This window comes from Marisediminicola antarctica (assembly GCF_009930795.1).
Taxonomy (GTDB): domain Bacteria; phylum Actinomycetota; class Actinomycetes; order Actinomycetales; family Microbacteriaceae; genus Marisediminicola; species Marisediminicola antarctica.
In genome coordinates, this window is record NZ_CP017146.1 from 1 (window position 1) to 24,353 (window position 24,353).

At 68.1% G+C, this 24,353-nt stretch carries 17 protein-coding genes and 1 pseudogene; 8 read left to right on the plus strand and 10 right to left on the minus strand.

The window, feature by feature from the left end:
• Nucleotides 1-2: 2 nt before the first annotated feature.
• The 3 genes and pseudogenes from BHD05_RS00005 to BHD05_RS00015 form a co-directional block, all read right to left on the minus strand.
• Nucleotides 3-1,306, minus strand: a pseudogene (locus BHD05_RS00005) (UDP-glucose dehydrogenase family protein); the annotation flags it as partial.
• A 49-nt stretch (nt 1,307-1,355) separates the two neighbouring features.
• A complete protein-coding gene (locus BHD05_RS00010; RefSeq protein ID WP_236966586.1) occupies nt 1,356-1,829 on the minus strand; it encodes a PH domain-containing protein in 474 nt (157 codons plus the stop codon).
• A 78-nt stretch (nt 1,830-1,907) separates the two neighbouring features.
• Nucleotides 1,908-2,702, minus strand: coding sequence for a biotin--[acetyl-CoA-carboxylase] ligase (locus BHD05_RS00015; protein ID WP_161884619.1), 795 nt, complete (start codon nt 2,700-2,702; stop codon nt 1,908-1,910).
• A gap of 93 nt (nt 2,703-2,795) precedes the next feature.
• Between BHD05_RS00015 and BHD05_RS00020 the strand changes: the two genes are divergently transcribed.
• Together BHD05_RS00020 and BHD05_RS00025 are read left to right on the plus strand one after the other, a co-directional pair.
• Complete coding sequence (locus BHD05_RS00020) at nt 2,796-4,397, plus strand: acyl-CoA carboxylase subunit beta (RefSeq protein WP_161884620.1); 1,602 nt, start codon at nt 2,796-2,798, stop codon at nt 4,395-4,397.
• Complete coding sequence (locus tag BHD05_RS00025; RefSeq protein WP_236966587.1) at nt 4,394-4,639, plus strand: acyl-CoA carboxylase subunit epsilon; 246 nt, start codon at nt 4,394-4,396, stop codon at nt 4,637-4,639. Before BHD05_RS00020 ends, BHD05_RS00025 begins: the two co-directional genes overlap by 4 nt.
• Nucleotides 4,640-5,080: 441 nt before the next feature.
• On the opposite strand, the gene BHD05_RS00030 is transcribed toward BHD05_RS00025, so the two are convergent.
• The 4 genes from BHD05_RS00030 to BHD05_RS00045 form a co-directional block, all read right to left on the minus strand.
• Nucleotides 5,081-6,133 (minus strand): hypothetical protein, encoded by a 1,053-nt coding sequence (locus tag BHD05_RS00030; protein WP_161884621.1) that lies wholly within the window; start codon nt 6,131-6,133, stop codon nt 5,081-5,083.
• Nucleotides 6,130-7,401, minus strand: coding sequence for an ATP-binding protein (locus BHD05_RS00035; RefSeq protein ID WP_202614243.1), 1,272 nt, complete (start codon nt 7,399-7,401; stop codon nt 6,130-6,132). Before BHD05_RS00035 ends, BHD05_RS00030 begins: the two co-directional genes overlap by 4 nt.
• A 19-nt stretch (nt 7,402-7,420) precedes the next feature.
• On the minus strand, nt 7,421-8,125 hold the full coding sequence (locus tag BHD05_RS00040) for a response regulator transcription factor (RefSeq protein ID WP_161884622.1): 705 nt from the start codon (nt 8,123-8,125) through the stop codon (nt 7,421-7,423).
• Between the two features lie 113 nt (nt 8,126-8,238).
• Nucleotides 8,239-9,522 (minus strand): class I SAM-dependent RNA methyltransferase, encoded by a 1,284-nt coding sequence (locus tag BHD05_RS00045; protein ID WP_161884623.1) that lies wholly within the window; start codon nt 9,520-9,522, stop codon nt 8,239-8,241.
• 20 nt (nt 9,523-9,542) lie between these two features.
• Between BHD05_RS00045 and BHD05_RS00050 the strand changes: the two genes are divergently transcribed.
• On the plus strand, nt 9,543-10,181 hold the full coding sequence (locus BHD05_RS00050; protein WP_161884624.1) for a Maf family protein: 639 nt from the start codon (nt 9,543-9,545) through the stop codon (nt 10,179-10,181).
• Nucleotides 10,182-10,277: 96 nt separating this feature from the next.
• Nucleotides 10,278-12,029 carry an acetyl/propionyl/methylcrotonyl-CoA carboxylase subunit alpha gene (locus BHD05_RS00055; RefSeq protein ID WP_161884625.1) on the plus strand — a complete coding sequence of 584 codons (1,752 nt, stop codon included), beginning with the start codon at nt 10,278-10,280 and terminating at the stop codon, nt 12,027-12,029.
• A gap of 323 nt (nt 12,030-12,352) precedes the next feature.
• Here BHD05_RS00055 and BHD05_RS00060 read toward each other — a convergent pair whose 3' ends face one another.
• The 3 genes from BHD05_RS00060 to BHD05_RS00070 form a co-directional block, all read right to left on the minus strand.
• Nucleotides 12,353-13,252: an endonuclease domain-containing protein gene (locus tag BHD05_RS00060; RefSeq protein ID WP_161884626.1), complete on the minus strand. Its 900-nt coding sequence runs from the start codon at nt 13,250-13,252 to the stop codon at nt 12,353-12,355.
• A 395-nt stretch (nt 13,253-13,647) separates the two neighbouring features.
• Nucleotides 13,648-14,883: an IS110 family RNA-guided transposase gene (locus BHD05_RS00065; RefSeq protein ID WP_161887252.1), complete on the minus strand. Its 1,236-nt coding sequence runs from the start codon at nt 14,881-14,883 to the stop codon at nt 13,648-13,650.
• 302 nt (nt 14,884-15,185) lie between these two features.
• Complete coding sequence (locus tag BHD05_RS00070; protein ID WP_161884627.1) at nt 15,186-16,622, minus strand: NAD(P)H-quinone dehydrogenase; 1,437 nt, start codon at nt 16,620-16,622, stop codon at nt 15,186-15,188.
• A 91-nt stretch (nt 16,623-16,713) separates the two neighbouring features.
• On the opposite strand from BHD05_RS00070, the gene BHD05_RS00075 reads away from it, so the two are divergent.
• From BHD05_RS00075 to BHD05_RS00090, 4 genes are all read left to right on the plus strand, one after another.
• Nucleotides 16,714-19,740: a glycosyl hydrolase gene (locus tag BHD05_RS00075; protein WP_161884628.1), complete on the plus strand. Its 3,027-nt coding sequence runs from the start codon at nt 16,714-16,716 to the stop codon at nt 19,738-19,740.
• Nucleotides 19,741-19,795: 55 nt separating this feature from the next.
• Nucleotides 19,796-20,629, plus strand: a complete 834-nt coding sequence (locus BHD05_RS00080) for a purine-nucleoside phosphorylase (RefSeq protein ID WP_161884629.1) — start codon at nt 19,796-19,798, stop codon at nt 20,627-20,629.
• Nucleotides 20,626-22,293 (plus strand): phospho-sugar mutase, encoded by a 1,668-nt coding sequence (locus BHD05_RS00085; RefSeq protein ID WP_161884630.1) that lies wholly within the window; start codon nt 20,626-20,628, stop codon nt 22,291-22,293. The genes BHD05_RS00080 and BHD05_RS00085 overlap by 4 nt, the downstream gene beginning before the upstream one ends.
• Nucleotides 22,294-22,520: 227 nt before the next feature.
• Complete coding sequence (locus BHD05_RS00090) at nt 22,521-24,089, plus strand: HNH endonuclease signature motif containing protein (RefSeq protein WP_161884631.1); 1,569 nt, start codon at nt 22,521-22,523, stop codon at nt 24,087-24,089.
• The last annotated feature ends 264 nt before the right edge of the window (nt 24,090-24,353 follow it).

Here is a 24,353-nt window from a genome sequence, read left to right on the forward strand (position 1 = left end):
TCAGGGGCGCCGAGGGCTCGGTACAGCCACCCGCCGCGCGCCACTGGACGGGATCGAGGCAGTTGCGCCCGTCTACGATGGCGCGGGTCGCAACCGCTGAACCCACCAGCGTCGGGTCGAGCGCGCGGTAGGTTTTCCACTCGGTCAGCAGCGCCACAGCGTCCGCTCCCCGCACCGCGTCGTCGACGGATGCGACGTAGTTGAGGTCGGGGAAGCGGCGGCGTGAGGTCTCGAGGGCTTCGGGATCGGTCGCCACGACGTCGGCTCCCAGCGCGGCGAGCCGCACCGCGACGTCGATGGCGGGAGAATCCCGCACGTCGTCTGAGTCCGGCTTGAATGCGAGCCCGAGCACGGCGATCCGCTTGCCGGCGACGTCGCCACCTACGACCTCCGTGACCAGATCGACCATCCGCCCGCGCCGGCGCAGGTTGATGCTGTCGACCTCGCGCAGGAAGCTGAGCGCTTGATCGACGCCAAGCTCCTCCGCGCGCGCCATGAATCCGCGGATGTCTTTCGGCAGGCACCCGCCGCCGAACCCGAGTCCGGCGTTGAGAAACTTGCGGCCGATGCGCGCGTCGTAGCCGATCGCATCCGCGAGCTGGGTCACGTCGGCGCCGGTCGCCTCCGCCACCTCCGCCATCGCGTTGATGAATGAGATCTTGGGTGCGAGGAACGCGTTGGCCGCAACCTTGACGAGTTCCGCCGTGGCGAAGTCTGCGACGACCTTGGGGGTGCCGAGAGCGAGCGCGGAGGCGTAGACGGAGTCAAGGAGCCTCTCTCCAACGCTGTCGCCGGGGGCAAGACCGTAGACGAGTCGATCGGGCGCGAGGGTGTCCTTCACGGCGAATCCCTCCCGCAGGAACTCGGGGTTCCAGGCGAGTGTGGCCCCGCTTCCGGCCGAGCGCACGAGCTCGGCGAGGCGTGCGGCGGTGCCCACCGGCACCGTGGACTTGCCCACGACGAGGTCGCCGTCGCGCAGGTGGGGCAGCAGGCCCTCAACCGCCGCGTCGACATAGCGGAGGTCGAGAGCAGCGGTCTGGGCGAGCTGCGGGGTACCGACGGCGATGAAGTGCACCGTGGCCTCGCGCACGGCCGAGATGTCCGTTGTGAAGGACAGCCGGCCTGAGGCGATGGCCGACCTCAGCAGCTCCGGGAGCCCTGGCTCGAAGAAGGGCGGCGTGCCCGCGGAAAGCAGGGCGACCTTTGCTGCATCGACGTCGACGCCAACGACCTCATGCCCGAGGTCGGCCATGCAGGCGGCGTGGACGGCACCGAGGTAGCCGCAACCGATAACGGAAATTTTCATGGACATTCTCAATCGCTTCGGCGGAAGACCCAGCATAATCGGGCAATACTCACCGCACGCCCCACACCGTCGTCTCGTCCGACGCACCGGACTGCTCGGCCTGACGCCGCGCGGCAATCGGGTTGAGGCTCTTCTCCATGAGGTCGTGCAGGGCACTCTGCACAAGGTCGGCACTGGGCGCATCCCTCATGACCACCGGGTTCTCGAGTCCCGTGTTGATAATCACATTGCCGCTGCGGAACAGACTCTGCATGGCGTTTTTGCGCACGGAGACGTCGTAGCCGCGGCTGTGCAAGAGCTCCTGTCTGGTGCGCACGAACAGCCCATAGCGCAGCACGATGCGCCTGGTCGTGATGATGTACCGCTTCGCAAGCCAGAACAGCAGCGGAAGCATCCACAGCAGCACGATCACCGCGGCGCCGCCGGCGAGCACGGCGAGGTTCTGCCACTCCCCGTCGAAGCGCCCGTAGAAGTAGGCGATCGACCCGACCCCGCCGATCAGCACGAGCGAGGGCCAAAACATCGCGCGCCCGTGCGGCCTCAGGCTCGCGACTACACGCTCTGGTTCAGGGCCTGGCTGGCCGGGCTCCGATGACATGCTTCATTCATACCGCAGATGTGTCACGTCGCCGGCGGCGACAGCCTGAACTCGGCCATCCGTCTCCCTTTTGACGCAGAGCCGCCCGGAGCGGTCGATGTCGATCGCCGCGCCGGAGAGCACGTCGCCGCCCGGCAGGTGCCCCCGCACGCGCTGCCCGAGCGTGCTGCACGCCTCGGAGACCTGCTCGCGGATGCCGCTGCCGTCCGCATCACCGCCCAGGTGGAGGAACTCCTGGTACAGCGGCCGGAACCGCGCCAGCCAGCCAGCGAGGACCGCGTCGGCGAGTTCATCACCGGACAGCGTCGCCCCCTCGAGTCCCAGCGATGTGGAGGTGGGCGTCGGGAGGCCCTCCGCGGGGATCGCAAGGTTGATGCCGGCGCCGAGAACGAGGCCGTCGCCGCTGGGCAGCAGCTCCGCGAGGATCCCGGAGACCTTGCGCCCGTGCACGAGCACGTCGTTGGGCCACTTGAGGCCGGTGCCGTCCGTCGGCAGCAGCGCGGCGATAGATCTTGTCAGCGCGAGGCCCGCGATGAGCGGGATCCAGCCCCAGTGGCTGAGTTCGAGTGATTCCCCCGCGGGAAGCCGCGGGCGCAGCAGCACGGAGGCGGCGAGCGTCTGGCCGGGCGGCGCAATCCACTCGCGCCCGAGCCGGCCGCGACCGGCGGTCTGGTTCGCCGTCGCAACGACCGTGAATTCGCGAGCGGAATCGGGGAGCGCGAGCAGCGCATCGTTGGTCGACGGCGTCTCGTCGAGCACGGCGAGGCGTGCGAGGGCCGAGCTGCGGGGAAGATGCATCCCCCAAGGGTACGGTTTCGGTGCACGGCGATGCCCGGATGCTGTCGGGATTCGACAACCTCCCGGCGCTTCGTTCGTCGGTAAGGTGAACGCGTGACTTCTGACGACACTGCCGAGCCTGACCTGTACACAACAGCGGGGAAACTCGCCGACCTCAAGGTCCGCTACCACGAAGCGGTGACCGCGAGCGGAGACGCCGCGATCCGAAAGCAGCATGCGAAGGGCAAGAAGACCGCCCGCGAGCGCATCGAGCAGCTGCTCGACCACGGATCCTTCGTCGAGCTCGACGAGTTCGTGCGGCACCGCACCCACGCCTTCGGCATGGAGAAGTCCAGGCCGTACGGTGACGCGGTCGTGACCGGCACCGGCACGATCCACGGTCGCCAGGTCGCGGTGTATGCGCAGGACTTCACCATCTTCGGCGGCTCGCTGGGCGAGGTCGCCGGCGAGAAGATCATCAAGGTCATGGATCTGGCCCTCAAGACGGGCGTGCCGATCATCGGCATGCTCGACTCCGGCGGTGCGCGCATCCAAGAGGGCGTCGTCGCCCTCGGCAAGTATGGCGAGATCTTCCGGCGCAACACGGCGGCATCCGGGGTCATCCCACAGATCTCCATCGTCATGGGCCCCGCCGCGGGAGGCGCCGTCTACTCACCGGCCCTCACCGACTTCGTGATCATGGTCGACAAGACCAGCCAGATGGTCATCACGGGGCCCGATGTCATCAAGACCGTGACGGGCGAAGATGTGGGTATGGAAGAGCTCGGGGGCGCTCTCACCCACAACCAGAAGTCCGGCGTCGCGCACTACCTCGCGAGCGACGAGGACGACGCGCTCGACTACGCCCGCGCCCTGCTCAGCTATCTTCCAGACAACAACCTCGCCGAGCATCCGCTGTACGCGAGCGACGTCGAGCTCGAGATAACCGATGCCGACCGCAAGCTCAACACGATCATCCCCGACAGCCCCAACCAGCCCTACGACGTGAAGTTCATCATCGAGCACATCGTCGACGGTGGGGAGTTCCTTGAGACGCAACCGCTCTTCGCACCCAACATCGTCGTCGGCTTCGGGCGCGTCGAGGGTCGCGCCATCGGAATCGTCGCCAACCAGCCGAGCGCCATGGCTGGCACACTCAACATCGAGGCCGGCGAGAAGGCTGCGAGATTCGTGCGCTTTTGCGACGCCTTCTCGATCCCGATCCTCACGCTCGTGGACGTTCCCGGCTACCTGCCCGGTACGGAACAGGAATGGACCGGCGTCATCCGTCGCGGGGCCAAGCTGCTGTACGCCTACGCGGAGGCCACGGTTCCCCTCGTGACGGTCATCACCCGCAAGGCGTATGGCGGCGCGTATATCGTCATGGGTTCGAAGCAGCTCGGCGCTGACCTCAACTACGCCTGGCCGACTGCCGAGATCGCTGTGATGGGTGGGCAGGGGGCAGTCAACATCCTCAACCGCGCGGAGATCAAACAGGCGGAGGCGGACGGTGAGGACGTGGCTGCGGTGCGCGCGCGGCTCGCGAACGAGTACACCTACAACGTGGCGTCGCCGTTCCTCGCGGCGGAGCGCGGCGAGCTCGACGGAATCATCGAGCCGGCCGCGACGCGCGTCGTGATCGTCAAGGCGCTGCGGGCGCTGCGCACCAAGCGTGCGTCGCTGCCGCCGAAGAAGCACGGGAACATTCCACTGTGAGTACCGTGCGCGAGGGCGAAGCCGGCGCTGGCTCCGGCGCCGAGATCACCATCCTCGCCGGTGAGCCCTCCACCGCCGAGCTCGCCGCGATCACCGCCGTTGTCACGGCCCTCGCCGAGGAGCTCTCCGACGATGCCCTGCTCGAGGTCGGCAGCGGCCAGAGCGCGTGGCAGCGGAGCCAGCGAGCCCTGCGCCAGCCGCTCGTGCCTGGACCGGGTGCCTGGCGCTCGTTTTCGGGCTAACACCCCCCGGAATGGGGGCATTCGCTGCCGATTCCGTAGTTGGGAACGAGCACAGGTGCGGATTCCGCATCACATGTCACCGATTTCGTCGTTGACGGGCGATGCGGCAGCGCTAATGCCCCGTCAGGGGCGACCTGTACCCCGTGATCCGTCGTGGCCTTCCCGCCGTTATTGGGCCGAGTGGAACCCGAACGGACGACAGGGTACACAATTGTCCCCCGGAAGTCCCCTAAAGAGACGACTTTCCGGGCCCGCCGGTTCGTTGCATGATTGTTCTTGCTAGGTGTTGCTCAATGAGCACACCGCCAATCATTAGCCGACTAGGGTAAGCGGGCTAATGCATTGGGGGCGAGTCAGGGCGGTATTCGGGTTATCGCCCTGACTCGGGGATTTGGATAGGACCGGCCTCTGGCCGGTCCTATTTCCCGTTAAGCCCGCCGCCTACCGGGTGAGGGCCGTGCGCTCGACGACCCGCGGGATCTCGAGCCACAGGTCGATCTCGTCGTCATCGTCGTCGTCGGACTCCTGACCGAGCGCCGAGCTGGTGCCGTCATTGCCCGAGCTCAGTCCGACGACTGTCACGGCCGTCTCAGAACCGTGCGGCACCGTCCTCGCGATGATCCGGTCAGCCTTCGAGCCGCCGATCACCTCCGCGAGGTGGTTGAGCACACGATCCAGCTCGTCCTCAGACAGATCGTCGATTCCGCCCTCGTCGAGCAGCGTGACGGTCGTGCCACGCCGACGGCAGGCCATGACCTCGTGTCGCACCCGATCGTTGAGCAGCTTGCGCCCGCGGATCTCATCGCGGATCGCCCCCTCGAGGAGCAGGCACTCCTCGCGCTGGGCATCCGAGAGGTCCCCGCCGCTCGCGACGATCTCCCGCAGCATGGGAACGGCCATCCGGCTGGTCTGGCCGAGCCGGAACTGGCGCTCGAACACGTGCGCCTCCTGCGCCGCGCGCCACTCGGCGGCCTCCCGCTCAGCGAGGGCGTAGTGACGAGCATCGCGGCCGGCCGAGGCGAGGGAGTAGGCGAGCGCGTGGGAGATCGCGACCCAGACGATGCTCCCGAGGGCCCCGACCCCGAGCAGGGCGCCGAAGCCCTGCCAGACCACGGTCTGCACGGCGAGGGCACCGACACCGATCCACGCGAGCGACTGCCGCCGCCTGGTCGAGGTGATGACCATCAGTGTGCCGATCGCGGCCGTGTGCCATGCGGCGTAGCTGTTGCCCGGCCCATCCGGCAGTTGGCTCGTAACGAGCAGCGCGACGGCAAGCGAGACCGCGACGTTGAACGACGCCATCCAGATCGGCATCCGGGTCGACGCCGTCGGCCACAGGCTCGCGGTCGTCGCGATCGCGTACAGCACCATCGCCGCAATGTACGGGCCCATCCGCTCCGGGACATTGATCGACACCGCCGCGAGCAGCAGATGATAGGCCGAGAACACCGCGGCGAGGATCACGATGAGGTAGCGGGGAATCGAGATACTCACGATGCCACACCCTCGCCCGTGGCAACCGGCACAGCGCTCTCGCCGACATCCAGGCCGCCATCGGGCCAGACGCTCTCAGCGGCCGGCCACCGGATGGTGATGACGGTGCCCTCGCCGGCCTGGGAATCCACGTCGACGTGCCCGCCGGCATTGTTGACCCGCTCGAGAATGGAGATCCTGAGCCCGATCCTCGCGGTCGGCACCGCCTGAGGGTCGAACCCCGTACCGGTATCGCCGACGACCACAACAACGCCGCCGCCGGGCGCGCAGCGCACCCCGACCCACCTCGCGATGCCAGGGTCGGAACCGGCATGCTGGGTGCTGTTGACCATCGACTGCACCGCCGCCGAGTACACGGCCTCCGCGGCCTGCGACGGAAGCTCCCAGTCGCTGATGTCGCCGGGCCGGTGCTCGAACGGAACCGAGAGGGCGTCGGCGGCCGTCCGGATCCGCAGGGCGAGATCGCGCACCCTCACCCTCGTCGCGTCATCCGGCGACGACGCTGCGGCGTCCCTCAGGTAGCCCATGGCGTTGCTCGCCATGCGCGCGGCGAGCGCCTCGGCCTCCGGGGCATGGGACCGGGCCGCCGAAATAAGGGTGGTGAGCACGCTGTCGTGCACGATCGCGTCGACCTGCACCCGCTCGACCTCGGTGGCGTGCTGGCGCACGGCATAGGAGTAGCGGTCGATCGCAGCCGACTGGGCGAGGTCGACCGATGCCGCCGCCTGCCGCAGCATCGTAATGATGATGAGAACGGTGCCGCCGAGGATGACGGCGTAAATCACGTCATACGCGGCGAGGTCGAACGGCGCCGCCCCTCCGGCAGGCGTCACCCGCACAATGCCGTAGGTGAGCGGGGCGACCACGAGTGCCACGACGGCGGCCCACACTGGCCAGGCGACGGCGGCGGCGGCGGTCGCCACGGTGCAGATGAACCACGGCCACGGACGCAGCTCAGCCACGACGGTCACATCGGCGACCCCCATGGGCCAAGTGGCCATCACGACAAACCAGGCCACAGCGACGAAACCGTTGACGACCAGCACCCACCGCTTCAGGATCGAGGCCGCCACCGACAGCAGCAGCCCACCGAAAAGGAGCACCTGAGCGAAAACCGACCACTCCGGAATCATGAACGAGGACTGCGCGAGCAGCACCGGCAACATCTGGGCGCCGAACACCAGCCCGAAGACCGCGGTGGACCGTGAGATCACCGTTTCGATCTGTCGACGGCTGATCGGGTTGCGGGACGATCGCGGCTGTCCCATCCCCCCGCGGGGTAGTTCGCTAGCGACCATCACCGGCTTCCGGGTCGAGCCCCGGAAGGATGCCGTCTTCGACCGCCCGCCGGAGCAGGTCGACCTTGGTGGGAGCCGGCCGCCCAACCTCCACATACTTCACCCGGATGCGGTCGAGGTACTCCCTGGCCGTCGAGTACCCGATGCCAAGCTGCTGCGCGGCGAGCTTGAGCGGGAATCCCGAGGCATACAGGTGCAGGATCTCGCGCTCGCGGCGGCCCAGCTGGGCTTTGGCGAAGTCGCTGTCGGCGTCGATGGCCGTCGCCCACTCGAGATTGTTGAGCACGTCGCCCCTGGCGACGGTCTCGACTGCGGAAATCACGGTCTTCGTCGCGGACGACTTGGGGATCACGCCTGCCGCGCCCGCTGCGAGGGCCTCGCGCACCGAGGCGACCCGGTCGGCGATGCTGTGGATGAGCACGGCGGAGCCGACGGCCTGCACGCGCTTGACGTTTTCCGTGACGGTCGAGCCGTCGCCCAGGGACAGGTCGAGCACGACAACGTCGCACTCCCGGCCCCCCAGTTGTGCGATCAGTTCGTCGACGGATGCCGCGGCGACGATGAACTCGAAGCCCGCGTCGGTGCAGGCGGCCTTGAGCCCGAGCCGGACCGACTCGTGGTCGTCCACGACGGAGACGCGCACGGTCGTCGCCTGCGCTCCCGCAACGGGAACCTGCGTTGTTGGCTGAGCCATGGTGATCCTTGTCTGTTGAGGACCGCCGTCCACGACGGCCTCACGGCCCAGCTTAACGCGGGTCGGGCCACGAGCGTGGGTTGCGGCGGCGTGCCGGTTGTAATCCGGACCCGTCAGCGCCTCACGAGCGTCGCGACGGCCTCGACGTGATGGGTGTTCGGGAACAGGTCGAACGCAACCAGCCGGGACATCTCGTAGCCCTGAGCCGCGAACAGGGCGACATCGCGCGCCAATGCGACCGGGTCGCAGGCGACATAGACGATGTGGGCTGGCTCCAGCCGCACGAGTTCACTGACGACCGCCTTGCCCGCTCCGGCCCGCGGCGGGTCGAGGACCACGGTCGCGGCGCGCAGCCGGGACCGGTCGGCACCGCGGGCCTCGGTGCCGACCTGGCGAAGGTAGCGCTCGACTCTCGCGGTGACGGCGGTGGCGCCGGCCCAATCGACGAGATTCTCGGCGGCATGGTCGGTCGCCCCGGCGTCGCTCTCGACGCTCGTGATGCGCACGGCCTGTCCGAACCTGTCGCCGACCGCCGCCGCGAGCAGGCCGACCCCGCCGTAGAGGTCGAGGTTCGCGGCCCGCGCGTCGAAGAGCGACTCGTCGATCGCCTGTTGCACCGCCGTGGTCAGCGTCTGGGCCGCGTGCCGGTGTACCTGCCAGAACCCGCGCACGTCGAGACGGAAGTCACGGTCGCCGACCCGTTCGACGATGTCGTTCGACTGCTTCGCAGGACCGGATGCCGGATCGTCGACCAGCACGAACGGGTTGCCGGTGGACGGCACGACGATGTCGATGAACTCGGCCCCCACGAACTTCTGGCCGAGCGGAGCCACCTGCCGCGCCTCGGGAACGGCAAGCGGAAGGTCGGTGACCGGGATAACCCGGTGCGACCTGGCCACGTACGGGCCGGGCGTGCCGTCCTCGCCGACATGCAGCCGCAGCCGGGTGCGCCATCCGGTGCCATCCTCATCGGCGAGAGCCTCGCCGGCCAGCGCGCCGGGCGTCTCGCCGGACGGGAGCCCCGCGACGTCGACGGTGACGTCGAGCTTCGCCATCCGCTTCATCGAATCGACGATCACCTGTCGCTTGAGCTCGCGTTGATGCTCGAGACGGATGTGGCCGAACTCGGCGCCTCCCGCGCGCTGGCCGGGCTCCCGTTCCAGTGCGGCCGAGTCCCAGACGTGGGGGCGCCGGTGCGGCGAGGCGTCGAGCACCGCGACAGTGTCGGCCCGCCAGAACGACGACTTCGCGTCATCCGTGATCTGCGCGACAACACGCTCGCCGGGGATCGCGTCGCTCACGAAGATCACCCGCCCCTCGTGCCTCGCAACGAAGATTCCGCCGTGTGCAACGCCTGTAATCTCGACCTCGACGCGTTCGCCCTGCATGTCACCCATCCATCGAGCATAGGAGCACCGTGCGCCTCTATCTGGCCTCCACCTCTCCCGCCCGGCTCGCGACGCTGCGCGGCGCGGGCATCGAGCCCATCGTCGTCGGCTCGCTCGTCGACGAGGATGCGGCCGTCGCGGCCTGGGTGGCCGAGCACGGGCCCATCGGGGCCCCCGAGATGGTCGAGCTGCTCGCCCGAACCAAGGCCGAGGCCGTCGTGGGGCGCGCGATCGACGGGCAGGACATCGATGGGTTCATCCTCGGCGGGGATTCCGCGTTCGAGCTCGACGGCATCATCTACGGCAAGCCGCACCTGCCGCACGTCGCCCGTGAGCGCTGGCTGCTGCAGCGCGGGCGAACGGGACACCTGCACTCGGGGCACTGGCTGATCGACCACCGCGCCGGAGTCGCCGCCCGCGGCGCCGGTTCGGTCACGACGTCGGCGGTCACGTTCGCCTCGGACATCACCGATGACGAGATCGATGCCTACATCGCGACCGGGGAGCCGCTCGCCGTCGCCGGCGCCTTCACCATCGACAGCCTCGGTGCTCCCTTCATCACCTCGATCGAGGGCGATCCGCACGCGGTCGTCGGGCTCTCGCTCGCCGCGCTGCGTAGCCTGTTCCGCGGTTTCGAGATCAGCTGGCCAGCGCTCTGGAACCGCTGAACCTCACCGTTTTGTAGAAGCTCTCGCTGCGACACGCCACTTTTTTGTGGGTCGTGGCCAATTCGACGGTGCTGCCCGGCAATAGAGTTGGGCACTATGCCCCGGATAACTAAGGTTCTGATTGCCAATCGTGGAGAGATAGCTGTCAGGGTCATCCGGGCGGCGCGCGACAGCTCCATCGCCTCGGTGGCCGTCTACGCCGACCAGGATCGCGATGCCCGTCACGTCAAGCTCGCCGACGAGGCGTACGCGCTGAACGGCGCCACCTCGGCGGAGACCTACCTCGTGATCGAGAAGCTCCTGTCGATCGCCCGCCGCTCCGGCGCCGACGCTGTGCACCCCGGCTATGGCTTCCTCGCCGAGAACGCGTCGTTCGCCCGCGCCGTCATCGACGCCGGCCTCATCTGGATCGGACCGTCGCCGGAGGCCATCGAGAAGCTCGGTGACAAGGTCTCGGCCCGCCACATCGCCGAGCGCGTCGGCGCCCCGCTCGCACCCGGCACGCTCAACCCGGTCTCCGGCGCATCCGAGGTGCTCGACTTCGTCGACCTTCACGGCCTCCCCGTCGCGATCAAGGCCGCGTTCGGCGGTGGTGGGCGCGGGCTCAAGGTGGCCCGCACCCGCGAGGAGGTGCCTGAGCTGTTCGATTCCGCGACCCGTGAGGCCGTCGCCGCGTTCGGGCGCGGTGAGTGCTTCGTTGAGAAGTACCTCGACCAGCCACGCCACGTCGAGACCCAGTGTCTCGCCGACGCCTTCGGCACGGTCGTCGTGGTGTCGACCCGCGACTGCTCGCTACAGCGCCGGCACCAGAAACTCGTCGAGGAGGCACCCGCGCCGTTCCTCACCGACGCACAGAACGAACTGCTCTACACCGCGTCGAAGGCCATCCTGCGCGAGGTCGGCTACGTCGGCGCCGGGACCTGCGAGTTTCTCGTCGCGAAGGACGGCACCGTCTCGTTCCTCGAGGTCAATACGCGGCTGCAGGTCGAGCATCCGGTGTCGGAGCAGGTCACGGGCATCGACCTGGTGCGCGAGCAGTTCCGGCTTGCCGAGGGCCACGCCATCGGCTACGGCGACCCCGTTGCGCAGGGCCACTCGATCGAGTTCCGCATCAACGGCGAGGACCCCGGTCTCAACTTCATGCCCTCCCCCGGGCCCGTGCACGTTCTGCGCTTCCCCGGCGGGCCCGGCGTGCGCGTCGACAGCGGCGTCACGACCGGCGACGTCATCAGCGGCGCGTTCGACTCGCTGCTCGCCAAGCTCATCGTCACGGGCTCCTCCCGCGCCGATGCGATCGAGCGTTCGCGCCGGGCGCTCGACGAGTTTGAGATCGCCGGTCTGCCGACCGTGCTGCCGTTCCACCGCGCGATCGTGCGTGACCCCGCATTCACCTCCGAGCCGTTCAGCATCTACACGCGCTGGATCGAGACGGAATTCGTCAACACCATCGAACCGTGGAGTGGATCGCTCGCCGAGCAGGAGCCGACCTCCCTCCGCACGAGCGTCGTCGTCGAGGTCGACGGCAAGCGCGTGGAGGTCGGGCTGCCGGCCCGCCTCGGTGCCGCGGGTGCCGGGCCAGCCGCGCCGTCCGCCCCGACACGCCGCCGCTCGGGTGCCGTCGTCACCGCGACGGGCGACTCGGTCAAGGCCCCGATGCAGGCGACCATCGTGAAGCTCTCGGTCGAGAACGGGGCGCACGTCGTCAAGGGCGACCTCATCCTCGTGCTCGAGGCGATGAAGATGGAGCAGCCGCTCACCGCCCACAAGGACGGCATGATCGCCAACCTCAACGCGACGGTCGGCCTCACGGTCTCGTCCGGGCACCTTCTGCTGGATATCCAGACCTGACCAGCTCTGGGCTGTCATTATTCAGGAGTTTGGGCTGGTGCCAGGCTCTCCCGGCTGTCGTTATTCAGGAGATTGGGCTGGTGCCAGGCTCTCCCGGCTGTCGTTATTCAGGAGATTGGGCTGAGTTGTGGCGGGAATCGCTGCAATCGGGGACGGATGCTGGGGAAAACGGCATCCGCCGCTCGAATGCTCCTGAATTCTGAATCTCGCCGCCTTCGGTGAGTCCTGAATCTTGACGACGGCCGACCGGCTGAACTCCTGAATGATGAAAGCTGGCGGTCGGGCAACGCCCGAGGCGGAGCAGCGCCCGAGGCGGAACGCCGCTACGCGGCGTCCGAGAACTGGGCCATCGCCCCACGAACCATGCGCACGCACCACGGCCAGTCAGTCCTGATCCGCGTCGTGCTCAGCTGCACTCGCGCGTAGCCCAAGGCTGCGAGCTCAGCCCCGCGTCGGCGATCCTCCTCGACCGCCTGCGGGGTGTCGTGATGCTCGCGGCCGTCGATCTCCACGACCACTCTCGTGCCGGCGATCCGGCCATCCACTCTCCCGACGCCCGGAAGATGGACTTGCTGGATCAGGACGATACCGATCGCCGCCAACCGCTGTCGCACAATCGATTCATATCCTGAATCGCTCCCGGGGCGACACTCGTCGACGACCTGCCGGTGCGCGATTGTCGCCTCCGAGAAGGCCTCGACGAGCGCCTCTCTCGGGACGAGTGCCAGCGCCGAGTCCAAGCAGGCGACCGCCGTCTCCCTGTCGCTCCAGGCGACAACCTGTCTGAGGCAGGCGAACAGCGAGACCCGCCAGCATTCTGGCCCGAGCTCGGGTACGGCACCGCCTTTGAGCCAGTGCAGCACAATCCGCCGCCGGGAAGTATCCGGAGTGAGTTCGACCGGACGTCGCCTGAAGCTCGGAGGCAGGTTGGTGCGAAGTCGCGCCGAATTGGCCCCGACCGAAATATGCAGCCGCGTGTCAAATCCTGCCCAGAGGCCGTAGCTCCTCGCGGCGGAGGTGCCAGCGAGGAGTCCGCCGACTCGGGCCGCCGCGAGAGCGTCGAAGCTCGCATCAGCCGTGGCGTGACGGGCCTGGCGGACGCGTCGCACCTCCCCTCGCTTGACCGCGATCGTCAGGTCGAATCCGCTGAGACCGGCCTCGATAAGTTGCTGCCGGGTCGCAATGCCGCCGAACGCGGCCACCGTTGTCTGGACCGATTGCATGGGGGGAAGCGTGGGCCGCCAGACGTGCATGCGGCTCGTGATCCGGGACATTTGTCGAACCGGATGCTGCGCTGCCGCTGGGGAGGACAGCATCCGCTCACGCGTTCGCCGGCTGCTCTCATCATTCAGGAGTGACGGCCCGAGGCGGCTTTCATCATTCAGGGGTTAGGGCTGGTGCCGGTCACTGGCGGCTTTCATCACTCAGGAGGCCTCGTACCCGCCCATCCGAAATCAGGCACTCCTTCGCAAATCCGCGCCGCAATCCGTCATCAATCTCACGAAAAGTGGGCCGTGGACATCCAGTGATCCTGAATTCTGAAACGGCCACCCAGCCCAGTCTCCTGAATTCTGAAAGGGCCACCCAGCCCAAACTCCTGACACGTGAATACCGGTTTTTAGGCTGCGGTGGGGGTGAGGGTCACCTGGTATCCGAGGGTGCGGAGCTGGTTGATGGCGTTGGATTTTGTTCGGTCGGGGTGGCGGTTGGAGTAGTAGTTCGGTCCGAGTTCGGTGAAGGCTTCCCCGGTGGTGCCCATCTTCCAGACGGCGACAAGGATGCTGTGCTCGAGGGCGACGATCGCCTTGATGCTGCCGCGCCGAGCGGCGATCCGTCGGTATTTCACGGCGAGGTGCGTGTTCTTCTGTCGGGTGATGACCAGGGCGGAGATCCCGAGGGCGGCCTTCAGGTGCGCATTACCGGGGCGCGTTTTGGTCGATTTCACTCGTCCCGCGGACTCGTTCGATCCCGGACAGACCCCGGCCCAGGACGCAAGATGTCCGGGGCTGGGGAAAATATGCATGTTCCCGCCGGTCTCGGCGATGATCACGTCCGCAACACGAACAGAGACCCCCGGAATGGTGGTGAGGGTCTCTCGAAAGACCCGAAAGGGTTCCATCACCACCTCGATTCGGGCGGTGATCTCATCGATCAGGGTCGCACTGTGATCGAGTTGGGTGAGGTGCAGGTTCACCATGAACGCGTGGTGGTCCCTAAACCGTCCGGTGAGGGCTTCGACCAGTTCCGGGATCTTCGCCCGCAGCCGGCCCTTGGCCAGAGCGGCAAGTTTCACGGGGTCGCGTTCCCCGGCGACCAGGGCATCGAGGATGCTGCGCGCCGAGACCCCGTTCAGCTGGGACACCACCGAGGACAGCTTGATCCCGGCGTCCTCGAGGATCTTCTCGATCCGCTGGATATGCCGGCTGCGCTCCTGCACGATCGTGGCCCGGGTCCGGGTCAGATCCCGCAACTCCCGGATCGGTTCCGGTGGCACGAACGAGGCCCGCACCAGTCCGTGAGCGGCCAGTTGGGCCAGCCAGCCCGCGTCCGAGACATCCGTTTTCCGGCCCGGGAAATTACGCACATCCCGCGCGTTGACAAGCGTCACCGGCAGCACCGATTCCAACAGATAGTAGAACGGCTTCCAATAATCACCGGTCGCCTCCATCACAACCGTTGTCACCCGGTTCGCGAGGAGATGCTCCCGCAACTCCAGCACCTGCGACGTTGTTGCACCCCAGGTAGTAACTTTCTGCTCGAACGTCCCGGGCCGTTTCCCAGGCACTCGAACACAGACCTTCACGTCCCGCTTGGAGATATCCATCCCCGCAGCACGCTCATGGACCACGTCCATCATTTTCCTCCTCATCCCATATATTGACGGGCCCACCACGGAAGAGGTTAGGAAAAATCAGAAATCTGACACACGTGCTCGGAGCAACAATCCACAGTTCTCGTAAGAAAACCCCTCCTGCCACGCTGAATAACAAGCTCTCAGCATCAAGGAAAAACCGGCATCCCCGTGGCGAGCACCTCCATCATCCGTCCGAGCACGACGCCGCGCCAGACCCGCAACGCGACCCAACCCGAAATTCAGCAACCACCACGGAGGGGCAACGCCCCTGAGACGCTGAATAATGACAGCGCCGAAGCCGCTTACGCGACGATGTGCATCGCCCGCGCGGCATCCGTGATGCTGCCCGACAGCGACGGGTACACCGCGAAGGCCTGCGCGATCTGGTCGACGGTCAGGCGGTGCTCGATCGCGATCGCGATCGGCAGGATGAGCTCCGACGCGTGCGGCGCGACGATGACGCCGCCAATCACGGTGCCCGACCCGGTGCGGGCGAAGAGCTTCACGAAGCCCTCCTTGATGCCCTGCATCTTCGCACGCGGGTTCGAGGCGAGCGGCAGCTTGTAGATGTCGCCCTGGGCGAGGCCGTCCTCGATCTGCTTCTGCGTCCAGCCGACGGTCGCGATCTCGGGCTGCGTGAAGATGTTCGAGGTCACGTTGCGCAGCTCGGTCGGGTTCACGGCGTCCCCCATCGCGTGGTAAACCGCCGTGCGGCCCTGCATCGAGGCCACAGAGGCGAGCGGCAGGAAGTTGGAGCAGTCGCCGGCCGCGTAGATGCTCGGCACCGAGGTGCGCGCCACCCGGTTGACCCGAATATGGCCGGACTCGGTGAGCTGGATGCCGGCCTCTTCGAGTCCGATACCGGCGGTGTTCGGGATCGAGCCGACCGCGAGCAGGCAGTGAGTACCCTCGACCGTGCGGCCGTCGGAGAGCGTCGCGACGACACCCTCCTTGGTGCGCTTGACCGACTCGGCGCGCGACTTCGCGAGCACCGTCATGCCGTTGCGCTTGAACACGTCCTCGATGACGCGCGCGGCATCGGCATCCTCGCCCGGGAGCACCTGGTCGCGGCTCGAGATGAGCGTGACCTTCGAGCCGAGCGCGGTGTAGGCCGAGGCGAACTCGGCCCCTGTCACACCCGAGCCGACAACGATGAGGTGCTCGGGGATCGCCTTCAGTGTGTAGAGCTGGGTCCAGGTGAAGATGCGCTCACCGTCGGGCTGCGCCGTGGGAAGGATGCGCGGGCTCGCGCCGACCGAGACGATCACGGTGTCGGCGTTGACCTCGTCGAAGTCCGTCGCGCCTTTGCCACGTCCGGTGGCGACGATCAGCCGCTGCGGCCCGTCGAGCCGGCCGTCGCCCTGCACGACGCGCACGCCTGCCTTGATCAAGCCGGACTTCATGTCCTCCGACTGCTGGCGGGCCAGTCGAAGCAGTCGAGTGTTGACCGCGGAGAGGTTGACCGCGACCTCGGGGCGCACGGGCCGCCCGGAGTCGCCGCGGGTGAAGAACTGCACGCCCAGATCGGTGGCCTCGCCGATGGAGTTGGATGCCTCGGCGGTGGCAATGAGTGTCTTCGACGGCACCACATCGGTGAGCACGGCTGAGCCGCCAACCCCGATTCGTTCGACGAGAGTGACGTCGGCCCCAAGTTGGGCGCCGGCGAGAGCGGCCTCGTATCCGCCCGGGCCTCCCCCGAGGATGGCAATGCGGTGCTTTCGCTCGAACTCATAGGACATGGCCCCATTCTCGCCTACCGCCGCGAACCTCCCAAACGAACTGTGCCTTACGCTGCTCGCAGGGGAACAACGAATTGTCGGGGGACAACACGTGAGAATCATCGCTCTGAGACCATTTGCCGCGCTCATCGCCGGACTGCTCGTGGCCTCGGCGGCCGTAGGAGGGGGCACCGCGGCGGCGTCGACCCACCTCGCGGATGCCGCCAGCCCAGTGTCGTCAGGTGCCATCACGGTCGAGCGGATGGGCGGCCCTGACCGCTACGCCGTCGCGATCGCGGTGTCCCGCCGCGCCTTCCCGGTGCGGGCGCCGATCGTCTTCGTTGCGACGGGCGCCAACTATCCGGATGCGCTCAGCGCCGCGCCCGCCGCCGCGAAGCTCGGTGGCCCGCTGCTGCTCACCCACCCCACCGCTCTGTCGGCGGCCGTGCGCGACGAGATCACGCGGCTCGCCCCCGCGAAAATCGTCGTGGCCGGTGGCCCGGCCGCGGTGCCGGATGCTGTGCTCGCGTCGCTGCGGACGCTTGCCCCGGTGGTCGTGCGCCTGGGCGGCGCCGACCGGTACGTCGTATCGCGCGCGATCGCCGACTACGCGCGCGGCACCGGATCACCCTCCGCCTATATCGCGACGGGCACCAACTTTCCCGACGCGCTCTCGGCGGGTTCTGCCGCCGGCGGCGCCGGCGCCCCTGTCGTGCTCGTCAGGGGCACTCAGCCGACCCTCGACACACCGACGCGCGAGCTGCTCGCGCGCCTCGGCGCGAAGGCAGTGAGGCTCGTCGGGGGGCCCGCCGTACTGTCGCCTGCGCTCTCCGAGTCGTTCACGCGCGCTGGCTTCGACGTCACACGACTGTCTGGCGCTGACCGATTCGCGGCGTCCGTCTCCGTGAACGCGGATGCCTACTCCCGCTCCTCGACCGTCTACCTGGCCACCGGTCACCAGTTTCCCGACGCGCTCGCCGGGGCGGTGCTCGCCGCCAAGGACAGGGCTCCACTGTTCATTATCCCCAGCACCTGCGTGCCCTCGGCTGTGCTCCACCAGATCAGCGCGCTCGGCGCCACCCGCGTCGTGCTGCTGGGCGGGCCGGGTGCGCTCAGCGAGCGCGTCTTCTCGCTGACCTCGTGCGGCCAGACCGTCCGGACACCCCCACCCACCCCCCCCCCCGCTCCCGCCCCGACACCCGTACCCGTACCCGTACCCGGACCTACTCGCGCTCCCGAGCAGCTCGTCTTTCCCGACGAGCAGGTCGCGCCGCTCATCGCCGCCATCCCGACTCGCTCGCCGAAGTCCCTGGGGCCCGACCGGCTCGCCGACGGGGTGACCCCTCCGACCAACCGTTGGTTCTCCGGACTTGTCTTCGGCGCGTCCCCGGAGCCGGTCTTCCCGCTGCCCCTGTCGTTCGCTCTGACCGCGCGTGGCTTCAACTTCGGCGTTCCGAAGGTGAGCGCCGGAGCCGACACTATCTTCGGCGGCCACTCACCCCAGCTCTCCGTCGACACCGGGGCAACATCGGCTGTCGTCTCCTCGTACGACGACGCCTCCATCACGATCGAGCAGCACACCGCCGACGGCGTGCTCGGCACGGTCGTTATCGCCCAGGGCTCTCCCCTCGTCACCTTCACCGCCTCCCGCGCCGCGACGATCACGCTGGGCCAGCCGGTGACGCCCAGCGGCCCCGGTGTCTGGTCGAGCACCGCCGCCGGCAACCAGTTCGGGCTCGTCACCAAGGGATCCGTCACGGCCTTGTCGGTCTCGCTCACGGCGGGCCAGACCGCCGTCTGGGTCGCGGTGCCCCGCGGCGGCAACCTCGCCTCGCTCGTCAAGTACGCCGGCGGCGTCACCGGTGTCGACGTGTCGTACTCGGTTGACGAGGCGGCGGCCACCACGACTCTCGACTACCTCGGTGCCGGCGACACCCTCATCGCCGCGATGCCGCACCAGCAGTCCACCCTCGGCTCGGTCACCGGCTGCGGACTCGGCAGCTATCCGTCGGTCTACGGCGAACTGACGCTGTGCGCCGGGCCGGGGATCAGCTGGTCGGCGCCCCGCCTCGCGCCGGCTGCATCCCTCGGCGCAGGCTCGCTCCACGCCAACGACCGGGCGACCCTGCTCGAGCAGCTCGCGAGGGACGTCGCTGCAACGCCGCCCCTCCCCGGCGACACCTACTTCGGCGGCAAGGCCCTCTACCGGCTGGCCAACCTGCTCTCACTCGCCACCGAGCTCGGGGACGACACCTCGGCGGCGATCCTCGGCGACCGGCTCGGACGCGCGCTCACCGAGTGGACGCAGCCGCACGGCTGCGCCATCCGCGGGGAGAGGTGCTTCGTCTACGACGAGAAGGCGAGGGGAATCGTGGGCCTCGCGGCGTCGTTCGGCTCCGAGGAATTCAATGACCACCACTTCCACTACGGGTACTTCCTGCACGCGGCGAGCATCGCCGTGGCGCACGACCCCTCGCTCATGCCGAAGATTGCCCCGGTCATAAACCTGCTCGCCGCCGACATCGCATCGGCCGGATCTCCTGGCTACTTCCCCGAGCGCAGGGTCTTTGACGCATACGCGGGCCACTCCTGGGCATCCGGCACCTCGCCGTTCGCCGATGGCAACAACCAGGAGTCCAGCTCGGAGGCCGTCACCGCGTGGAATGGCCTCGCGCTGTGGGGCGCCGCCACCGGCAACAAGGCGCTCGTGCAGCAGGCGGAGTGGATGCTCGCGAGCGAAGCCGACTCGGCGCGCGCCTACTGGACCGACTTCGACCTCGATGCTCCGGTCTACGACGGATTCAGCCACACCATCACCTCGCTCAACTGGGGAGGGAAGCGGGACTATGCGACCTGGTTCAGCGGCGAACCGTCGGCGAAGCTCGGGATTCTGGTGCTGCCGATGAGTCCCGTCGCCGGGTACCTCGCCGGCGATGCCGGACGCATCGCCCTGAATCTCGCACCCGCGACGCCCGCCGGCTTCGACGTGATGTTTGGGGACTACCTGCTCATGTACGCGGCACTCGGTGGACCCGCTGCGGCCGATGACGCCCTTGCCAGGGCCCGCGTGCTGCCGGGTCGTCGCATCGACGACGGGAATTCTCGCAGCTACCTGCTCGCCTTCATCATGACCCGCTGAGCGGACGGGGTGGCGGATCGCTCGACTTTGAGCCGTCTTGAATAAGGTGGGTTCCATGTCGACTACGCATTCCCATGTCCTGGATGATCCGATGACGGATCCCTTCGAGGTCGCCGCCGCCGCGGCCGCCGACATCGCGAACCTCACGGGTGTCGGCCACCACGACATTGCACTGACCCTCGGATCGGGCTGGGCGAAGGCGGCCGACCTCATCGGCGAGACTGTAGCGACGATCCCTGCCACCGAGGTCACCGGATTCAGCCGTCCGGCGCTCGAGGGCCACGTGGGCTCGCTCCGCTCGATCCTGTTGCCCGGCGGCAAGCGCGCCCTCGTGATCGGCGCCCGCACCCACTACTACGAGGGCCACGGAGTGCGCCGTGTCGTACACAGTGTTCGTACGGCAGCAGCGACCGGTGCGAAGGTCATGATCCTCACCAACGGCGCGGGCGGCATCAAGCCGCACTGGACGCCGGGAACGCCCGTCCTCATCAGCGACCACATCAACCTCACCTTCGACTCCCCGCTCGAGGGCGCCACGTTCGTCGACCTCACCGACCTGTACTCGTCGAGGCTTCGGGCTATCGCGAAGGGCATCGATCCGACCCTCGACGAGGGCGTTTACACCCAGTTCCGCGGGCCGCACTATGAGACCCCGGCCGAGGTGCAGATGGCGAAGGCGATCGGCGGGCACATTGTCGGCATGTCGACGGCGCTCGAGGCCATCGCCGCGCGCCAGGCGGGCATGGAGGTGCTCGGCATGTCGCTCATCACGAACCTCGCCGCGGGCATCCAGACGTCCCCGCTGAGCCACGCAGAGGTGCTCGAGGCCGGCCGTGACGCCGAGCCGGTCATCAGCGCTCTCCTCGCCCAGATCGTCGACGCGCTGTGACCGCCGAGCGCAACCTCGTCCGTCTCGCCCGGGACTGGATCGCCCAGGACCCCGACACCTGGACCCGGGCCGAACTCGAGGCGGCCGTCGCGGATGCCGAGAGAGGCACACCCTCGGCGCTCGCCGACCTGCACGACCGCTTTGACACGCGTCTCGAGTTCGGTACCGCCGGTCTGCGCGGCGCGATCGGAGCGGGCCCGAACCGCATGAACCGCGTGCTCGTCAGCCAAACCGCGGCGGGATTCGCTGCCTGGCTGCTCTCTCGCGAGAGCTCCCCGAGCGTTGTGATCGGCTACGACGGTCGCACGAACTCACGGGTTTTCGCGATCGATACGGCGGAGATCATGGCCGGCGCGGGCGTGCGCGCCATCCTGCTCCCCCGCCTCCTGCCTACGCCCGTGCTCGCGTTCGCGGTGCGCCAGCTCGAGGTGAGTGCCGGGGTCATGGTGACCGCGAGCCATAACCCGGCAGCCGACAACGGCTACAAGGTCTACGTGGGCGGCGCGGACGGCGGCGCGCAGATCGTCGCCCCCGCAGATGCCGAGATCGCCGAGCGAATCTACGCCATCGCGGCCGGCTCGCGCGCCACCGATCTGCCCAGGAGCAGCGACTTCGAGACCGCGAGCGAGGAGGTCGTCGACGAGTACGTGCGCGTTACCGCCTCGCTCGCGGGGGCCGTCCCAGCGCCGATCTCCTTCGTCTACACGGCCATGCACGGCGTCGGCTGGCATACCGCCCGCCGGGTGTTCGTCGATGCCGGGTTCGGCGAACCAATCTCGGTGCGCGAGCAGCAGGAGCCGGATGCCGCGTTCCCGACCGTCGCATTCCCCAACCCGGAGGAGCACGGCGCGCTCGACCTCGCGATGGCGACCGCGACGACGGCAGGCGCCGAACTCATCATCGCCAACGACCCCGACGCCGACCGGCTCGCGGTCGCGATCCCGGCCGACGGCGGCTGGCGGCGGCTGAGCGGCAACGAGGTCGGCTCCCTGCTGGGCTGGCGCGCTGCGGAGCGGCTCGCCACGGCCGGTGCCGACGGCACTCTCGCGTGTTCCCTCGTGAGCTCCCCCGCCCTGCGGGAGATCGCCCGCGAATACCGCCTCGACTTCGCCGAGACCCTCACCGGGTTCAAGTGGATCTCCCGCGCGGGCGGGCTCGCGTTCGGCTACGAGGAGGCCCTCGGCTACCTCGTCGATCCAGACAAGGTGCGTGACAAGGATGGCATCTCGGCCGCCGTCGATTTCCTCACCCTCGTCTCCGAGCTGAAGGCTGCCGGCAAGACGGTCGAAGATCACCTGCTCGAGTTCGCCGAGAAGTTCGGTGCGTTCGCGTCGGCGCAGATCTCGGTGCGGGTGACCGACCTCGCTGAGGTTCCGCGCATCATGACGAAGCTGCGGGATGCTCCGCTGCGCGAAATCGGGTCGATTCGCGTAGACCGTGTCGAGGACTTCGCGAGCGGATTCGGGTCGTTCCCGGCCAGCGACATCCTCCGCTTCTGGACCACGGACGGCGCACGCGTCATCGTCCGCCCGAGCGGCACCGAGCCCAAGGTCAAGGTGTACATCGACTCGTCCAGCACCGAGGGCACCGGTCCCCGGCGGCAGGCCGCGGCGCAGGCCGTCGTCGATGAGCTCGACGCAGGCATCCGCGCGATCCTCGCCTGAGGCGCTCAGCCATCGTGAGCAGGCCACCCGCGCCCGTGTCGAAGTCCGAGCTGCGAGTCTCTGCCGGTTGAGCAGCGCGCTCTGGCGCGCCTGTCGCCCCCACTTGGGAACCTGCGTCTTCTCCTCCACAGGCCGTACTCCAGGAGGGTTGTCCACAGGCAATATCCCCGATCAGGGTGTGGTTTGGTGTCGGTTGGAATGTCGGTGGTGTCTGTCACTATGTGGGTATGTCCAAAGCAACCGATCCCCTCATTGACAGCGCTGACGCGTTCGCGTCGGTGTGGGCTGGTGCGCTCACCGGGTTCGGCGCCCGGGTCGGCGAACACCCCGATGCCCGGCCGCCCGATGCGCGTGGAGCAGGATCCGGCGCAGCGGCTGCAGCCGTCTCGGTCGGTGCAACCGCCGGAGCATCGTTCGGCGCGATTGCGGTCGCTCCGTCCCAGCTCGATGTGGAGACCATGTCCGATGCGGGGCTGGTGCGGGCGATCCAGTCCGGCTATGACCTCAAACGACACGTCGATGCCCTGCTGGTGCGTGCGGCGGGGGAGCTGAGTGTGCGCTCGCGCCCCTCGCTCGGGCAGGGCGGCCTGGCGAAGTCTTCCGGGCATACCTCTCCTGCCTCCCTGATCACGGAACTGGGTCGGGTGACTCTGGCCGAGGCCGGCAGAACAGTCCGGCTGGGTGAGGCGACCACCGCACCGGTGTCCCTGCTCGGGGAGCGCCTCCCGGCCCCGTTCCCCCTGGTCGCGGATGCGGTGAACAGCGGTGTGGTGCAGGTGGATGCGGCCCAGTCGATCATCACCTCCCTCACCCAGGCCGCCCCCCGCGCCCTGCCGGTACACCTGGTCGCGGCGGAGGAGGAACTGGTCACCTTCGCCGCGTCTCATCCGGCGGACACGGTGCGGAAGCTGTCGATCTCTTGGCGCGACGCGCTCGATACCGATGGGATCGCACCGCGGGAGGAGGCACTGATCGCGGCCCGGTCGCTGCGCTGGAGCAAACAGGGCAACGGTTTGGAGCGCTGCACGATCGACCTCGACCCCCTCGGCGCCGGATATGTGCGCACCATGATCGACGCGATGGTCGGCGACGCCCTCCGCGCCGTCCGCTTCGACACCGACCCGACAGGACCTGCGGGGACCGCCGGCGGCCACGGCCACGGCATGGGCGATGAGGGTCTCGACCGGGACGCGTGCGGTGACCACCATGCCGAGCTTCCCGACCCGCGGACGATCCCCAGGATCGCCGCCGACGCTCTGATCGATGTGGCCCGGCACATGATGGGCTGCACCACCGCACCCGGACCCCTCCCACACACCACCCTGATCATCCGGATGACCCTGGAACAACTCCAATCCGGCCTCGGCGCAGCACACCTCGACGGAGTCGAGGACCCCATCACGGCTGGTGCCGCCCGCAGGCTTGCCGCGGACGCGGAACTGATCCCCGCAGTCCTCGGCGGGAACAGCCAAATCCTCGACCTCGGCACCGGGAGACGACTATTCACCCGCGCCCAACGAATCGCATTCGCCGAACGCGACGGCGGCTGCGCCATCACCGGCTGCGGCAGACCACCCTCCTACACCGAAGCCCACCACATCCACTGGTGGTCCCACGGCGGCACAACAAACCTCAACAACGGAATCCTTCTATGCACCGGACACCACCACATCATCCACAAAGGATGGACCGTACAAATCACCGACAACACCCCCTGGTTCACCCCACCCACACACATCGACCCCACACGAACACCCAAACGCGGCGGAAAACTCCCCACACCAGCACTGCCATGACCACAGGCCGAGCACGGCCAAGTTTCGCCACAGTCGCTGCGCGACCTGCCCAACCAACAGAAACAGGTACGCGACCGACCCAACCAGCCGAAACAACTACGCGACCCCAACCCATCGCAACCCATCACCAGCGGAGGCCGCGACCCGACGCACGCGGCCGAACCACAGCATCCATCCCTGCCGCCTTTTCCTCCCGCTACAACAGGCGCAACCGCCGCGCCCACCCAACCACCCGCCGACCGCACGCGGTTCTCGACGCTGTCG

Bases quoted from the DNA above. Each gene is read 5' to 3' on its own strand.
- BHD05_RS00010 (WP_236966586.1), bottom strand. From the start codon at position 1,829: ATGTTTTGGCCCTCGCTCGTGCTGATCGGCGGGGTCGGGTCGATCGCC.
- BHD05_RS00015 (WP_161884619.1), bottom strand. From the start codon at position 2,702: ATGCATCTTCCCCGCAGCTCGGCCCTCGCACGCCTCGCCGTGCTCGAC.
- BHD05_RS00035 (WP_202614243.1), bottom strand. From the start codon at position 7,401: ATGGGACAGCCGCGATCGTCCCGCAACCCGATCAGCCGTCGACAGATC.
- BHD05_RS00040 (WP_161884622.1), bottom strand. From the start codon at position 8,125: ATGGCTCAGCCAACAACGCAGGTTCCCGTTGCGGGAGCGCAGGCGACG.
- BHD05_RS00045 (WP_161884623.1), bottom strand. From the start codon at position 9,522: ATGGGTGACATGCAGGGCGAACGCGTCGAGGTCGAGATTACAGGCGTT.
- BHD05_RS00055 (WP_161884625.1), top strand. From the start codon at position 10,278: ATGCCCCGGATAACTAAGGTTCTGATTGCCAATCGTGGAGAGATAGCT.
- BHD05_RS00060 (WP_161884626.1), bottom strand. From the start codon at position 13,252: ATGCAATCGGTCCAGACAACGGTGGCCGCGTTCGGCGGCATTGCGACC.
- BHD05_RS00065 (WP_161887252.1), bottom strand. From the start codon at position 14,883: ATGGACGTGGTCCATGAGCGTGCTGCGGGGATGGATATCTCCAAGCGG.
- BHD05_RS00070 (WP_161884627.1), bottom strand. From the start codon at position 16,622: ATGTCCTATGAGTTCGAGCGAAAGCACCGCATTGCCATCCTCGGGGGA.
- BHD05_RS00080 (WP_161884629.1), top strand. From the start codon at position 19,796: ATGTCGACTACGCATTCCCATGTCCTGGATGATCCGATGACGGATCCC.
- BHD05_RS00090 (WP_161884631.1), top strand. From the start codon at position 22,521: ATGTCCAAAGCAACCGATCCCCTCATTGACAGCGCTGACGCGTTCGCG.